Source organism: Mesotoga sp. Brook.08.YT.4.2.5.2., assembly GCF_003351125.1.
In the GTDB taxonomy this organism is placed as follows: Bacteria; Thermotogota; Thermotogae; order Petrotogales; family Kosmotogaceae; genus Mesotoga.
The window spans coordinates 143,916-158,143 of record NZ_JPGZ01000030.1; the positions used below are offsets into that span (position 1 = coordinate 143,916).

Sequence of the window (14,228 nt, forward strand, 5' to 3'; positions counted from 1 at the left end):
CCCTTTCTAGAGATCGGAACAGGTCTAGATCATCTTCCTCAGTGTATCAAGGAAATTCTCCTTGATAAAACTAATTCCCTTTTGCCAAAAGACAGGATCTGAGACATCTATGCCTACTTTCTGCAGAAGAGATTTGGGAGATTCCGATCCACCGCTTTCAAGTAAAGCGATATACTTTCTTCTGAAGACAGCCCCGTCCTCAAGGTATTTCCTGTACAAAGAAATTACGAGAAGCTGGGCGAAGTTGTAAGCATAACAATAGAAAGGGGTATGAAAGAAGTGAGGGATGCGAGCCCATTCGAACTCGCTTTCCGGGAGAAAATCAACGGTGTCCCCAAACATGAGTTTGAGCTCCTTGGAGTAAAGCTCGGATAGTTCTTCAAACGCCAGATACTCGCCTGACATTTTCTCGTGGGCAGAGATCTCGAACCTGGTGAACATGTTCTGCCTTGCGGTTGTTGCAAATATCTCTTCAATCCTGTTGACCAGAAAAGAGATCTTCTCCTCTCTTTCTTCAATGTTTTTCAAAAGAAAGTCCGTCATAAGCATTTCAGAAAAAACAGAGGCTGTTTCGGCCATTGTAAGCGGCGTATCATAGTTAACTAGGGTCTGTTTGGACGCCAGAACGCCGTGAAGGCCGTGGCCTAGTTCGTGTGCTAGTGTCAAAACGTCACTCATCTTGCCATTGTAATTGACAAGCACATACGGATGCATTCTTGGCGAGGCATACGCGCAGTAAGCTCCACTTCGCTTTCCCGGCATGATCGATCCATGAATATAATCCTCATCGAAGAATCTAGCAACTATACTTTCAATCCGGGGATCAAAGTTTCCCATAACCTCCAGAATCATCTTCTTCGCTTCCTGCCAATCAAATGTCCTGTCTGAAGTTCCAACAGGAGCATATATATCGCTGTGGAGAAGGGCTTCCCTCCCCATAATTGTCGCCTTCAGTCGGTAATAGTCGTGAACAACAGAATAACCATCAGTGGTGGCGTCGATGATACAATTCACTGCCTCATCTGAGACTTCGTTCAGTTCGTTCCTCATTGAAATAGGGGAATCATATCCCCTCTTGTCTGCTTCCAAGTCCCAATCTCTGGAAAGAGAATTGTAAAGATTGGTCAGAACAATACTGTTTTCCTTCGCCTTTCTAAAGAGGCTTTCAAAGGCCTTCTTTCTAAGCTCCGAATCATGATCTCTTCTTAAAGTCTCCACTTCACTCTCTGTGAGCGTCTCTTCCGATGCACCGGTAGTAATTCTATACGTAAAACTCGATGTGAATTCATCATAGAGATTCAGAATCGCCTTCTTGCCCGTTATCTCTTTTAGAACCATAATTCTTTCTTCCGGCTCAGAAAGCATGTGCTTCCTTTGAGTTCGAATGAGATCGAGATGATGTCTGTAATCTGCTAGTTCGGTAGAATTCATAAGACTATTAAAGAAGTCCTCGGAGACTTTCGAAAGTTCGAGTTTCAGAAAGAGAAGCTTGCTTTCAAGTTGCGATTCAAGATCATCTATCTTACGTAGGAGCTTCTGAACAGCTGGTTCCTTAGAGTCTGTTGAGTGGCTCAAGAACGAGAACATCGATAATCTGAAAAAACGGTTCATAAGGTCTTCTTCTCTTTCAATAGCTATCTTCAGTTCGCTAGCCTTGACACTCTCGGTCTGAATTCTCCCTTTGAAGTCTTTAATAAGCTTATCACTCTCACTTATCAGAATTCGTATGTCTTCTTCCAGGGAGGGATCGTCCGGCGAACCGTACAATCTTGTGAGATCCCACTGAACCAGTTTCCCCTCACTCAATTCTTCGTTTACCTCCTTCTCCAAATTCTGCAATCAATTCTCCAAAAGATCTATTGCGAAGAAGCCTGGATACTTCTACCCAACAAGTATAACTGTACGAACGATATGTCATGAAATCCATCTTCGAGTAATCAAGAGTCTTCACCTCGTCAAGAATGATTTCTTCTCGACCAACCCACTCACCCGTAATATAACAGACAATACCTTCTTCTAGCCAATAGGGAAGTTGGTAATCCCTCAGAATGAGATGGCTCATCTCATGTGCAAGCGTTCGCGGCAGGTTCTGAACTAGAGTAAGCGGCTGCACAATAATCGTGTTTCCAGTTGCTGCAGCGAGAAACCAATAAGCTATGCCGGAGAGTTCAGAGAACTCTCCAGCCGAGGAAGCGATAATTAGAATATAGGTACCATTTACGGATCTTCCCGTTAGTCTTTCAAGCAAGCTTCTATAGCCTTCAAGCTCTGGCATTTCCCATGAGACATACGCGCTTGTGAAACAAAAAACCGTCACTTGAAGTAGCAAAATGACAACAATAGCTAGTGCTTTCATTCAACGTTCAGCATTACCGATTCTGTGTTTGCCCGATAGTCTGCATCGTACATTGCCCATGCCTGTACAGGAGGAATAATGAATTCCCCTCTGGTGAGAATTCTCCAGCTGCTTTTCGTCACGAACTCTCCTCCGTCATTGAAGAAGAAGGCTATGCGGTCGTATCTTGAATCCTTGAAGGTGTATCCCCACCAGTAGTAGTCAAAATAGTAGAATTTTGTGTATCCGAGTGTGTCACCCTCAATGTTCTCCTCAACGGAGATTCCTGTGGAGGGCAACATATCTTCGACCACAACATAGGGAACTGTATCGGGAATCCTTATTCTCACTTCGGAGACTATCGTCTCCCCGACTCTTATCGGGCCGGGTTCACCAAGCTTAACAGCGAAAAGCTCCATCGTGGCGTCATTGTAGTAACTGTATTCAACCGACCTGACGATTATCTCGCCATTGCTAATACCGAGAACATCGCCTTCGTAGATCTTGAGACCGAGTCCAAAGTTTGAAAGCTTCAGCTCACCGTCTACTATCGCAACAACCATCCCTTCAATAGTCTTGGAGGCACTTATTTCAAGAGAACCTACTTCGTCAGCCGACAGCGTCCTGATCGAAGTAACTACGGCGGGCGAGTCTATCTGAGGTGTGGTGAGAACGTGAGTATCATCCATAGGCACGGCTACCTTTCTTCTCAGAACCCTTTCGACAATCAGACCCGCGTTTTCAGCTTTGATTTCCTCTGACCTAACTGCCGTTTCGCCGTTAATCGATACCGCTACCATTTCAGAGCTTTCAATAACAATTGTCTTTCCGGTAATCGGTATTGTTATTGAATCCTCCAACCCGCCTTCGAAGACTACATCCCCGTCTTCAAAAACCACTTCAACTTCCGCATCCTTTGAAAGCGAGCTGCTAACTGATGAAAGCGAGAGAATAGCCATAGCGGTCGATGATGTTCTATACCAATAACTGCCGTTTCCCATCTTCAGGAGTCTTTTGGAAATTTCTGCAACTGTTGCGGAAGGTACATCTAGATCTACCGCAGCTTTCAGAAGGAAAGAGAGAGTAACCGTATCGTCAAAGAAATAGTTGAAACTGCTACCCGAGATAACGTCAGATGCGCCTAGGTCGACATACTCCATGGCCTCCTCAAAAAATGCAACCGCCTTGGCGTCCATGTTTAGAGTCTCGTATGTCAGCGCGGTCAAAACGATCGAGGCAACATCATTCTTATAATCTACGATTGAGCTTATCGGGTCTCGCAGTTTCCTGCTGAACAGTGTAATGACATACTGAAGGAAAGGATCCGGCTTGTCTCTGTTAAGACTCTTCAATGCCGAGTACCCCATCGCGATTACATCCCTATTTATATCGTAACCGTTTTCTGTGGCAAGATATAGACCTAACATCACGTAAGACGTCATGAATGGAGTGCTCTGGTCATCTTTCCACCAACCCCAACCTCCGTCGTAGTGCTGATAGCCAAAGAGGCGTTCAAGACCATCGCCAACTACAACCGAGACTTTGTCTGCAAAAGACTCATCGGCACCTGCAAGTAGTTGAGAAGCCGCCAATGCTGGAAGAAGCCTACTCATTGTCTGTTCCACACAGCCATAGGGATAATCTACCAGATACCTTATTGCTTCAAGAAGAATTGGATCAATTGTGGAAGAGATGGTAACACTACCAATTGAGTCTTCCATAAATTCAATTACTCTATTCCCTTCAAGAAAGTCAAGGTCGCCAAATCGGATATATGAGTACCTTGGCTTCAAAGGAATTTCGTATTCAACACCGTCGGAGCCGCGACTTCCTTCAACAACAAACTTAACTCTGAGACTCTCATCCTTCTCCGAAGGCAAGAGATCTCTTAGAACCATCTCATAGCTGAAGGAAAGACTTCCGAAGGCGTCAATAGTTGCTCCCTTCTCTTCAATGACTTCATCATCAACATAGAAACCGGTGATGACAGGCATACGAGTGTCAAGATTATTCTTCACGGAAAAGACTAGATTCACTGTATCGCCAGCGATCAGAAACTCCGGAAGGAAACTGCTAACGGTCATGGGCTTCCAAGTCTCGAAACTAGACTTCTCGTAGCTGAAATCTCCCGAAAAGTCGGCCGCAAGAGTTCTGACAGTCCATGTATCGAGATCTTCCGGTACAACAAACGACAGTTCCGCAAAGCCGCTCTCATCGGTGAAAGTTCCAACAGACCAGAAGGCGCTGTCGCTGAAAAGTTTCCTGGCTCTCACGTCCGAAGTCAAGCTTTCGCCATTTCCACCACGATCGCCCATCCCGAAAGTAGCACCACCAATTACCTTAGATTCGGCCGCGGGTGGTTGAGATTCCAGTAGATCTCCTAGCTTGGCTATTGACGGGTAGGCAGAATAATACAGGTCGTTTATACTTACAGTGTTGAAACCCCTGTTGAAGGGACTGCCCAGTGATTCCTTCCACCGATCGGAATCGCCTTCAAAGAGAGAAAGCATTGCCTGAGATACTACTGAAACCGTCAGTCCTACAACGGCGGGATTCCCTTCATCATCGAGGACCTGCAGCTTCATATTGACGGTATCGCCAGGTTCATATCTATCCTGAGTAAGCACATTGATTGAAAGGTCTCTTGAAGCAATCTCAACTTCGATGACTCTTGACTGAATAATCTGATAGTTCTTATATCCAACGATAAAGAGCATGAAGTTCTCGTAACCATAGTTCTCGGGGATCTCTATTTCGATAGTGTTCTTGCCCTCCGTAGAACTGAAAGGAAACTGCTTGAATTCACCCGAAAAATCACCAATGACCCAAAGATCCATTGGAGATGATGTATAGAATGATACTCTTGCCTTGGAGCCAGGAGCAGCAGACTCAACTGAATCCACCAGAATAGACCCGTAGTAGTCATAGTACCCACTAGTATAGACTGAATATCTGTTAACCACTTCCGGTTCATTTGAAGGGGCCCCGTTGGCCTCGAAATACACAACCGTATCCGGCGGGACGTCCCTAAGACTGATCAGAATCTCTGCCCTTCCACCACTGTCAGTGGAAAGTTCTTCCCTGAAAATGTTGATCTTAAGCTTCTTCTCAACCTGTTTTCCTTCGTCCATTAGAATTACAGGTTCTTCATACCACGCCTTCATCTCAAATGCCTTGGAAACAAGAGTATCGTTGTTCAATCTTGTTTCGATTTTCACGAGTGCTTCTTTATCGGTGAATCTGTAGTCAACATTGAAATCGAATGTTCCCTGTACTACCTTGAAGTCAACCGTACTTCGTGACTGCATACCGGTATCGTCTGAGACAGTAATAACCGCGTAGTATGAACCGCTCTCAAGCTCTTCAGAGTAGCCAATCACCGCTTTACCCAGGCCATCAAGTCTCGCAGATCCATTGTCAATATACTGACTGCCCTTGTATATCGTGTAGTCTACTTTGCCAAGCGAGACGGGATCTCCGAAGTAGTACTCGGACAAAACGTTGATTGTAACTGCCTCTCCCTTTCTGAATGCCTTTGATGCAGATTCCGCTGTTGTGAAGAACGTAGGCTTTTTGTAGTCGGCAATCTGGAAGTAATAGTAGTCCTCGTTTCCTTCCCACCGGATGATAATCCTGTAGGATCCCCTGGTGATTTCGGAGTATGTTCGGAACGTACCACTAACAGAGCCAAGGTTATCCGGGCTCAACTCTTCAGTGAAGACGCTCCTGTTTAATGGATCTACTATTTCAACTTCTACAGAATTAGTTCTAGGTATTTGATAGCCCGAAGATGTTATCTCCCTTATGAAAGCTCTGAAATTAACAACTTCACCGGCTTTGTATGCCGGTCGATCAGTAAATATCAGAGAGATGTTTCGAGACGAGAAATAGTAATCATACTCGCCCGGCCTCCACAGGATCGATCCATTGGCAGACTGAACAAGTATTGCATCTCCTGTCGTGGGAAGATAGTCAAAAACGAACACTCCATTTTCTGTCCGTCCCAATAACTCCCCGTCTATGAGTCTGTAAAGGGAGAAGCTATCAATGAAGCTGGAATCTTCCTTTTTCCAGAGTCTCATCATCGCTCCATCTTCATAAGCAAGCAGCTGAGCTCCAACCATACGATAGCTTGTCATCAATTTGGCACTTCCTGACTGCGACGAAACAACAATCAGTCTCAGGCCCATTAGAGCTTTCTCGGGCAAGTATATCCTTTGTTTCTCCTTTACTGTCTGCCTGAAAGCGTAGAGTGGATCGCCGGAGATTCCGACATCCCCGATGGTGATCGCCCCAGTAAGATCCTGCTCGTCCAAATCATAAATCTTGATATCGATGTAACTATCCTTGCCGTCTGTGTATATTGTAGGTAGATAGTCCATAGAGTACAACTCTACGAAAGATGATCTAAGCTCATAACCATACTGCTGAATCTGAAAAGCAAGTGCCGTTAAACCTGTGAATAACAGAATAATAAGAAACACCAAGGTTCTTCTCATTGCCTTCACTCTCCATCACTTGCGGGGTAGAAACTTGAAGGAATATACCCCGAGATAGTTTTCGTTGTTGTATATTGGCAACCATTGATAAGGCATCGTTCGTAAATAATCATCTATTCTCCAGAGCTTCAGAACACCTGAATCACTTTCGGAAAGAGGTCCGGTATGATAGATCAACCCATCGCCAGTGTATATCATCGAGTGAAAAGTTGATGGAGAGGGGTGGTGAAAAAAGAGTATATCTCCAGGTCTTGCAACGCTGAGATCTCTGCCCTTAAATACCATACTACTACGAATCAGGTTGTAAGCATCGGCAAAATAAGTGAATTCTCCGGTGTTACTTATGAAGATTCTATTCTTCAGAATTGGTATATCCGGGTAGTTGTACTTCTTAACGTCAGGTACCGCTTGCAAGTCTATTCCTGTCTTTTCGTACCAAAGCTCTTTGTCAATACCCGAATCAAGAAACCACTGTTCATCATGCCTTTTGAGAGCCTCTCTAGCTGCGAATCTTATTAGCCCGCTGCAATCCCTCTCTTGAGAGCTCCACCTGCTGGAAAACTCAATAACCTGATAAGCTGAAATATTCACAAACCAAGTTCTGAAGTTCTCTGTATCTTCCAAATCAAGCACTAGATTGTCGGGGAAGCCATCTGAATTGATATCGATGAAATCCTCGAACTCTAGAGAGACAGTCTTACGTGCTTTGAATAGTCCTTGAAACGAAATAACAACTACCGCGTCGCTATCGTCAGCAACGAAAGAGTATTGAGTATACCCTCGATCGGCTGACAAGCTTTCCAGGGTTGCTCCTCTCACGTATGTTAAGGAAGGCCTTCCGAAAAGCGAATCAGGAACCTTAACTGTGAAAGCGTCGCCACGTCTAATACCGTTTCTATTAACAACTATCCGTTCAAAACTACCTCTAAAACTCAAATATGTCGCAGATAGGAAAGTAGTTATCAAGAGAGCCAGAACGAAATACACAAGACTGATTCTTTTCAATGCAATCCCCCTCTGTAAACCATCATACTCCTTCAATGATAGGACTTTGGATAGAGGTTTTTGTTCGGGAAAAGCAGATAGTTAAGATCCCCCTCTTTGTAGGTTCACTTATTCTTTTGAAAGATCCTTGGATAAGCAAATCTGTTATTATTAAGAGAAGAAGATGAGCGGGGGTGACGATATGATAAGGAGAAGAGCCTTTTTTGCTACAGTGGTGATGATTATCTCTATGATTCTCACTTCTGGTTGCGTTGGATATATACTGGCAAGACCCGACAGCTTGATTGCGAGGCTGGAGCGTGAGATCAACAGGGGCAGGGAAGACAGAATTCTTGAGCTCTACGCAGAAGAGATTTGGATCGCCACTTCGGGAAGTCCATTAGGAAGAACGCTTCCAAAAGACACCGTTGCCTCCTTCTATGCGGACTTCTTCGAACTCTACGATGGCATTAGTTACACTGTTGAAGTAGATAGAGAAAGAGTTGAAAGAGACTCCCGAGAAGCAACAATGACTGTGTTCTTCACTCTCGACTATTCATCTGGGGAAGAGAAGTATTCAAAGAGCGGCGAGAGTACGATCTTCTTGACGGGAATTGATAGTCAATGGAAGATTTCCGGAGAATTCAACAATCCGATTATCAGTTTCTTTGAGCCTGCTAGTATGTAATTGCAATATGTATTCATATTTCTAATTTCTAACAAAACTCGTAAGACGATGCAGCGCACGATATCGGCTTTTTGCTTTGGAATCTATCTGTTCTTCTTGAACGGTGATCTAATCTTCGATTTCGCCTATTGCCGCCTTTACCGCTGCAACAATTGACTCACTTGTTGCTGTGGCTCCGGTAATCACATCTACATCGAGACTCTGAGCTTCAACAATTCTTTCGGTTAAGGCTTCTGCACTTCTAGCATACCTATCTGAACGATTCTGAACAATTCTTATCTCAATTATCCTCCCATCCAGTATTTCAACCTCAAGTCCAACGTAACCTTCTCTTCCAACATACACTCCATCTTCCAGATTGCCAAATGGTTGTGAATTGATCTGTGAAATCTTCTCAGGCCTATTGACTTGCCAGTTAAATACTACTCCGATTATCACCATAGCGAGAGCCAAGAAAATCGAAACGCTAATCGTGTATTTCATCGATACCTCCCATCCATAAAAAGCTTATAAAGAAATTGTCCCTCGCATCCCAACCCGAGAGATTTCCTGAATGAAATATTCGGATTACTTTTATCGGCTATTCTCCGAAAATCACGTACCTCATTTCTGATTCAGGTCCAAGAGGTCAAACGGCAGCGGAATTCGAAGAGAGTATCCCGATAATGTCATCAAACAAGAGCTTTGTGGCACCCTTACCCATCATGACGCTTTTATCAATCTTCTTCAGAGAATGAATCACTGTTGAGTGCTGCTTCCCGGTTTCCCTTGCTATCTCCGTTACTTGTTTGCCGAAGTGATTTTTCAGAATGTACATTGTCAGCTGTCTGGCAAGAACTATATCTTTACTTCGACTTCCCGATTCAATCTCCTTTCTGGTAACTTTCATAATCTTCTCAATAGCAGCATAGATCTGGTCTATCGGTCTCTGAGATACTGGAACATTTACTGATCCCGTAAAAGACTGAAGTATTTGAGTTGCCAGAGAAAGGTCTATCTGTGATCTGAAAACACTGCTGTGAACTATCAACTTTATGATTGCGCCTCTAAGTCTTCTTAAGTTTCCGTCGATATTGTCGGCCAAAACTTTCGCCACATCGTCCGGAAGTAAAACGGACTCTCTCTGAGCAAGCTGTTTAGCAATATGAAATCTCGTAGAAGGCTGGGGCTCCTGGATCGACATAAGCATGCCCATCTGGAATCTTGATTTAAGCCTGCTGTGGAAAGTATCAAGCTCCTCAGGATTTCTGTCAGAGCATATTATCAACTGCTTTCCCGAATCGTGAAGCTCATTAAATGAATGAAAGAACTCGTTTTGAACTCCTTTCTTCCCAATTAGAAACTGGATATCGTCGATCAAAAGAATGTCGGATTTCTTTCTGTAGTGGTCTCTGAATTTCTGAATGTTGTTTTCTTTTATCGATTGAATCATGTCGTTCATAAACTGCTCGCTTGTTATGTATAGCACCTTCTTGTCAGGAAAACTGTTCATCGTCTCTTGAGCGATTGCCTGAAGGAGATGTGTCTTACCCAGCCCAACATCTCCGTATACGAAGAAGGGATTATATTTGCCCGGATTCTGGGCAACATCAAGCGCAACTTGGTAGAGCGCCTTATTCTCGCTCCCAACAACGAAATTTCTGAATGTGTATTCCGGGTTTAGGTTGGAAATCATCAGCGGCTTTCTTTTCAACAGAGAACCGGAAACTCTTGAATCGCTTTGCTCCTCAGAGGGGGTCTCTTTGCTTTTGTAGATTATTTCGAAAGGCATTTTCTTTCCAAGGATACTTGATATTGAATCGGAAATGACTCCTCCGTATTTTGTCTGGAGCCAATCCTTTATGAATAGATTGGCAACAGAGAAAACCACTTTCTCATCTTCGACTTCTTTCAATTCAAATGTGGAGAACCAGTTGTCCCACGTTTTCTTTGAGACCTTCTTCTTAAGAGTGCTTATTATAGAATTAGACACAACGACCTCCACGGATAATAGCTGTAACCCTGAAGCGAACCGCATAATAGGAAATAACGAATAATATGTAGCTCCGAAGCAATTACTACTATACCAGACTTAACACGCAGAAAAAATAGACAAATTTTGTGTTCCACTATAGAAAGGGGCAGACCATTTGTCTGCCCCTACATGTGATCGTTAAGAATTGGAAACTATTCTACTTTTATTGACTGAACTGGACAGGAATCAGCGGCATCCTGAGCACAAGCCGCTTCTGTCTCCGGAACAATCACCTCTGCCTTTCCATCATCATTCATTCTGAAGACATCGGGGCATATTCCTTCGCACACGCCACAGCCAATACAAGTATCTTTGTCTACATATACTTTCACACTCACACCTCCACCAGAAAAATCATTGTGAATTATATCATGCCCTTACACTCTTTAACGATTATCTTGGCCATCTCCAGGCCAACTCTCTTCTGACCCTCCGATGTACTTGCTCCTACATGAGGAACGCAAATGACGTTCCCCAGTCCGATAAGTTTCCTTCTCAACTCGTCGGACGGCGGCTCTACCTCAAAAACATCAAGGGCTGCTCCAGAAACCTTACCTGAAACCAATCCGTTGTAGAGTGCCTGTTCATCTATGGTCCCACCTCGGCTTGCATTGATAATAATAACGCCGTCTTTCATCAGGGAGATCTCTTTTTCACCAATTATGTGTTTCGTTTCGGGAGTGAGGGGTATGTGGAGCGATATTATATCCGATCTCTCAATAAGTGAGTCAATGGTGTCCGTCAGATCGACTTCCAAATCGGTTTCCTTAACAAAAGGATCGTACGCACAGACTTTCATTCCAAATGCCAATGCTCTCTTTGCTACTTCTCTGCCTATTGCTCCAAACCCGATCAATCCTATAGTCTTGCCAAAGATCTCGGTACCCTTGAGCTCCTTCTTCTCCCACTTTCCTTCCTTAATTCCGTAAGTACCTCTTGGAATATGTCTGACCAGTCCAAGAAGCAATCCAAAAGTCAGCTCAGCCACCGATATCGCGTTCGCGCCAGGTGTATTTCTGACAAGGATATTGTGCTTCCTTGCCGACTCGACATCTACATTGTCCAACCCAACTCCAGCTCTTGCGATTAGCTTGAGTTTCTTCCCTGCCTCGATTATCTCTGATGTGACTTTCGTCGCACTCCTGACAACGAGCACTTCAACCTCAGGCATTATCTCAAGCAACTGATCTTTATCGAGATGCTCTGCAGATATCTGGAAGAGATTGCTGTCTTCGAGTATCTTCATCGCAGTTTTATCTAGAGGATCGTTAGCATGAAGTCGAAGCATCACGCACCCTCCTTTTCGAATACTTCCATAGCGACTTTCGCTCCGGTCCCGTACTCGACATTGAAGCCGAGTCTTCGCAAGACTTTCTCAAGAGCCGTTAGGGCAATTACTACGTCATAGTCGGACATATAGCCGAGGTGTGCAATTCTGAAGATGTTTCCTTTCATCGCGCCCTGTCCTCCTGCGATTGTTACGCCATATTCGTCTCTCATAATAGAGACGATTTTGCCGCCGTCGACTCCTTCAGGTACTTTGACAGAAGTGAGGACGTTTCCCGGTCTCTTGGAAAAAAGCTCCAGCCCCATAGCTTTTATGGCTTCTCTTGTTGCCTTTCCCATCAGTTCGTGTCGTGCCCACACATTCTCCATGCCTTCGTCAAGGAGCATTTTTACTGCAAGGCTCTGCTGATAGATCAAATTAACTGCGGGCGTCCATGGAAGAGGGTCTTTGAGATATTTCTTCAGATTAAAATAGTAGCTTGTCGATTTCGTGTTCTTAGCCTTTTCAACGGCTTCTTTGCTGAATGATATGAAGGCCAGTCCAGGAGGTAGCATGAAACCCTTCTGAGAACCGGAGACAACGATATCCAGTCCCCACTCATCCGTTAGCAATGGCTCTGCAACAAGACCGCTTATACCATCAACCACAATCAGCTTGCCGGCCTTCTTCACAACTTTGCTGATACCTTCGATATCCATTACAGTACCTGTGGATGTCTCACTAAGAGTCGTCAGAACTGCAACCGCATCCGGGTTGGCATTAAGGGATTCTTCAACCATTTCCGGAGTGTAGAAATCTCCATACTCCCTCTCCAACAAGACAACATCTGCACCGAAAGTCTTTGCTAGCTCAAGCCATCTTTCGCCAAACTTTCCAACACTGCAAACTATGACTTTCTCGCCGGGATTTACAATATTCGTGACGGCCATTTCCATGGCACCTGTTCCTGAAGAAGCTAGAATGAATAGATCATTCTCCGTCTTGAAGACATTCTTAGTGCCGCTTACCGCATCTTCAAAGATTTTTTTGAACTGTGGAGTTCTGTGATGAATAGTATCCCTAGCACCTTCAAGTAGTACATCGATAGGAACCGGGGTGGGCCCAGGAGCAAGTAGGTAATTCTTCTTAATCATCTTTGCCAATTGAGGCACCTCCAATTCAATTTGGTTTTTGGTGTTCATTCTATCTTGAGGGTATATACTTGCTAAATTGAATCACCATCGATTATGAGGAATAATCAACGACATCTCATCTATAGTTTAGAACACGTAGCTTTATGTGGCAACGCCCGGTAACCTCAAACAAAGACAATGATTGTTGGTAGAAGCATCACATCACGTTTATACTTGGTTTTGCGCCTTCCTCGCTCCTTCATTTTCATTTGCGACCGAAGACCCGGAATCACCCGATACGAGTGTATGAAATCGTTCTGTTTTGAGCATCAGGGATGATAAGATCAGACAGGCAAAATGAGATGCCAAAAGGGGTGGATTTTTTGAAGTGGTTTGCCATTCTTACGGTTCTGATTATTTCTTCTATTTCGTTGCTAGGTTTGTCCGTGACTTTCGAAAAGTCATGGGGGTCTCAAGGAAACAAGGACGGACAGTTCAGTGACCCTCAGGGGCTTGCCTCAGACGGGAAAGATTTCATTTACGTAGCCGACACACTTAATCATAGAATTCAGGTTTTCGACAGCACCGGAAAACACCAAATGTCCTTCGGAAGGTTTGGCAGCGAGCGAGGTGAATTCCTTTTCCCGCATGATGTTGTTGTAGATTCTAAAGGCAGTATATACGTCGCTGATTCCCAGAATGGCAGAGTTCAGAAGTTCGATAACGAGAACAAGTTTGTGAAGTCATGGGGAAGTAAAGGTGCAGAACCCGGTCAGTTTGACGGACCTATGTATATTGCAATCGATGGCGCAGACACAATATATGTAGGCGATGCTTTCAATCAAAGAGTTCAGGTTTTCGATGGGGAAGGAACTCTTCTGCTGACAGTAGGCGCAAAGGTAAACATGTTCGAGGCAATGAACCCCGGCAATCTCGCCTCAATATCGGGGTTGAGTGTTGACAGCAATGGAAACATCTACGTATCGGACGACATAATGAGAAGAATCCAGAAGTTTGATTCCCAAGGGAACTACATTTCAAACTGGGCCTCAACCTATGAAGGCAACTGGGGCCAGCCTGGAGAGTCTGTGGTAGATCGTTTTGGAAATCTGTTCTTTATAAACAAAATGACAAGTATGATACTAGTTCTTGATCCGGACGGAAACTTCCTCTTTGAGTGGGGAGGTGTAGGAACTACAAGTGGTTTATTTACGAAGCCTTTCAATATATGTGTCGACGGTAAAGACAATGTGTTTGTACTGGAGCAATTAGGAAATAGGATTCAAAGATTCAAGATCAATTACTAAT

The 14,228-nt window shown here is 44.2% G+C and carries 11 protein-coding genes; 2 read left to right on the plus strand and 9 right to left on the minus strand.

What is annotated here, in order from left to right; all coding sequences use genetic code 11:
• Positions 1-24 precede the first annotated feature (24 nt).
• From Q502_RS07655 to Q502_RS07670, 4 genes are read right to left on the minus strand one after another with little or no spacing between them, the layout of a single operon-like run.
• Positions 25-1,806 carry a M3 family oligoendopeptidase gene (locus Q502_RS07655; protein WP_243392203.1) on the minus strand — a complete coding sequence of 594 codons (1,782 nt, stop codon included), beginning with the start codon at positions 1,804-1,806 and terminating at the stop codon, positions 25-27.
• On the minus strand, positions 1,799-2,356 hold the full coding sequence (locus Q502_RS07660) for a hypothetical protein (RefSeq protein ID WP_099828696.1): 558 nt from the start codon (positions 2,354-2,356) through the stop codon (positions 1,799-1,801). The genes Q502_RS07655 and Q502_RS07660 overlap by 8 nt, the downstream gene beginning before the upstream one ends.
• Positions 2,353-6,834: an MG2 domain-containing protein gene (locus Q502_RS07665; protein WP_099828697.1), complete on the minus strand. Its 4,482-nt coding sequence runs from the start codon at positions 6,832-6,834 to the stop codon at positions 2,353-2,355. The genes Q502_RS07660 and Q502_RS07665 overlap by 4 nt, the downstream gene beginning before the upstream one ends.
• Before the next feature lie 15 nt (positions 6,835-6,849).
• Positions 6,850-7,839 (minus strand): DUF1175 domain-containing protein, encoded by a 990-nt coding sequence (locus Q502_RS07670; RefSeq protein WP_099828698.1) that lies wholly within the window; start codon positions 7,837-7,839, stop codon positions 6,850-6,852.
• Between the two features lie 181 nt (positions 7,840-8,020).
• Between Q502_RS07670 and Q502_RS07675 the strand changes: the two genes are divergently transcribed.
• A complete protein-coding gene (locus Q502_RS07675; protein ID WP_102818937.1) occupies positions 8,021-8,506 on the plus strand; it encodes a hypothetical protein in 486 nt (161 codons plus the stop codon).
• Between the two features lie 108 nt (positions 8,507-8,614).
• Here the strand turns inward: Q502_RS07675 and Q502_RS07680 are convergent, their stop codons facing one another.
• The 5 genes from Q502_RS07680 to Q502_RS07700 all read right to left on the minus strand — a co-directional run bounded on the left by Q502_RS07680 (position 8,615) and on the right by Q502_RS07700 (position 12,950).
• Complete coding sequence (locus Q502_RS07680) at positions 8,615-8,989, minus strand: FMN-binding protein (RefSeq protein ID WP_099828700.1); 375 nt, start codon at positions 8,987-8,989, stop codon at positions 8,615-8,617.
• A 145-nt stretch (positions 8,990-9,134) separates the two neighbouring features.
• The gene (gene dnaA / locus Q502_RS07685) at positions 9,135-10,478 is read right to left on the minus strand and encodes a chromosomal replication initiator protein DnaA (RefSeq protein WP_099828701.1); all 1,344 of its coding nucleotides are present in this window, start codon (positions 10,476-10,478) and stop codon (positions 9,135-9,137) included.
• 194 nt (positions 10,479-10,672) lie between these two features.
• Positions 10,673-10,852, minus strand: coding sequence for a ferredoxin (locus Q502_RS07690; RefSeq protein ID WP_099828702.1), 180 nt, complete (start codon positions 10,850-10,852; stop codon positions 10,673-10,675).
• Between the two features lie 32 nt (positions 10,853-10,884).
• Positions 10,885-11,808: a hydroxyacid dehydrogenase gene (locus tag Q502_RS07695; protein WP_099828703.1), complete on the minus strand. Its 924-nt coding sequence runs from the start codon at positions 11,806-11,808 to the stop codon at positions 10,885-10,887.
• Positions 11,808-12,950: an alanine--glyoxylate aminotransferase family protein gene (locus Q502_RS07700; RefSeq protein WP_099828704.1), complete on the minus strand. Its 1,143-nt coding sequence runs from the start codon at positions 12,948-12,950 to the stop codon at positions 11,808-11,810. The genes Q502_RS07695 and Q502_RS07700 overlap by 1 nt, the downstream gene beginning before the upstream one ends.
• 344 nt (positions 12,951-13,294) lie before the next feature.
• Between Q502_RS07700 and Q502_RS07705 the strand changes: the two genes are divergently transcribed.
• Positions 13,295-14,227 (plus strand): 6-bladed beta-propeller, encoded by a 933-nt coding sequence (locus Q502_RS07705; protein ID WP_243392209.1) that lies wholly within the window; start codon positions 13,295-13,297, stop codon positions 14,225-14,227.
• Position 14,228 lies beyond the last annotated feature (1 nt).

Coding starts and splice junctions, on each gene's coding strand:
- Q502_RS07665 (WP_099828697.1), bottom strand. CDS start 6,834: ATGAGAAGAACCTTGGTGTTTCTTATTATTCTGTTATTCACAGGTTTA.
- Q502_RS07695 (WP_099828703.1), bottom strand. CDS start 11,808: ATGCTTCGACTTCATGCTAACGATCCTCTAGATAAAACTGCGATGAAG.
- Q502_RS07675 (WP_102818937.1), top strand. CDS start 8,021: ATGATAAGGAGAAGAGCCTTTTTTGCTACAGTGGTGATGATTATCTCT.
- Q502_RS07660 (WP_099828696.1), bottom strand. CDS start 2,356: ATGAAAGCACTAGCTATTGTTGTCATTTTGCTACTTCAAGTGACGGTT.
- Q502_RS07680 (WP_099828700.1), bottom strand. CDS start 8,989: ATGAAATACACGATTAGCGTTTCGATTTTCTTGGCTCTCGCTATGGTG.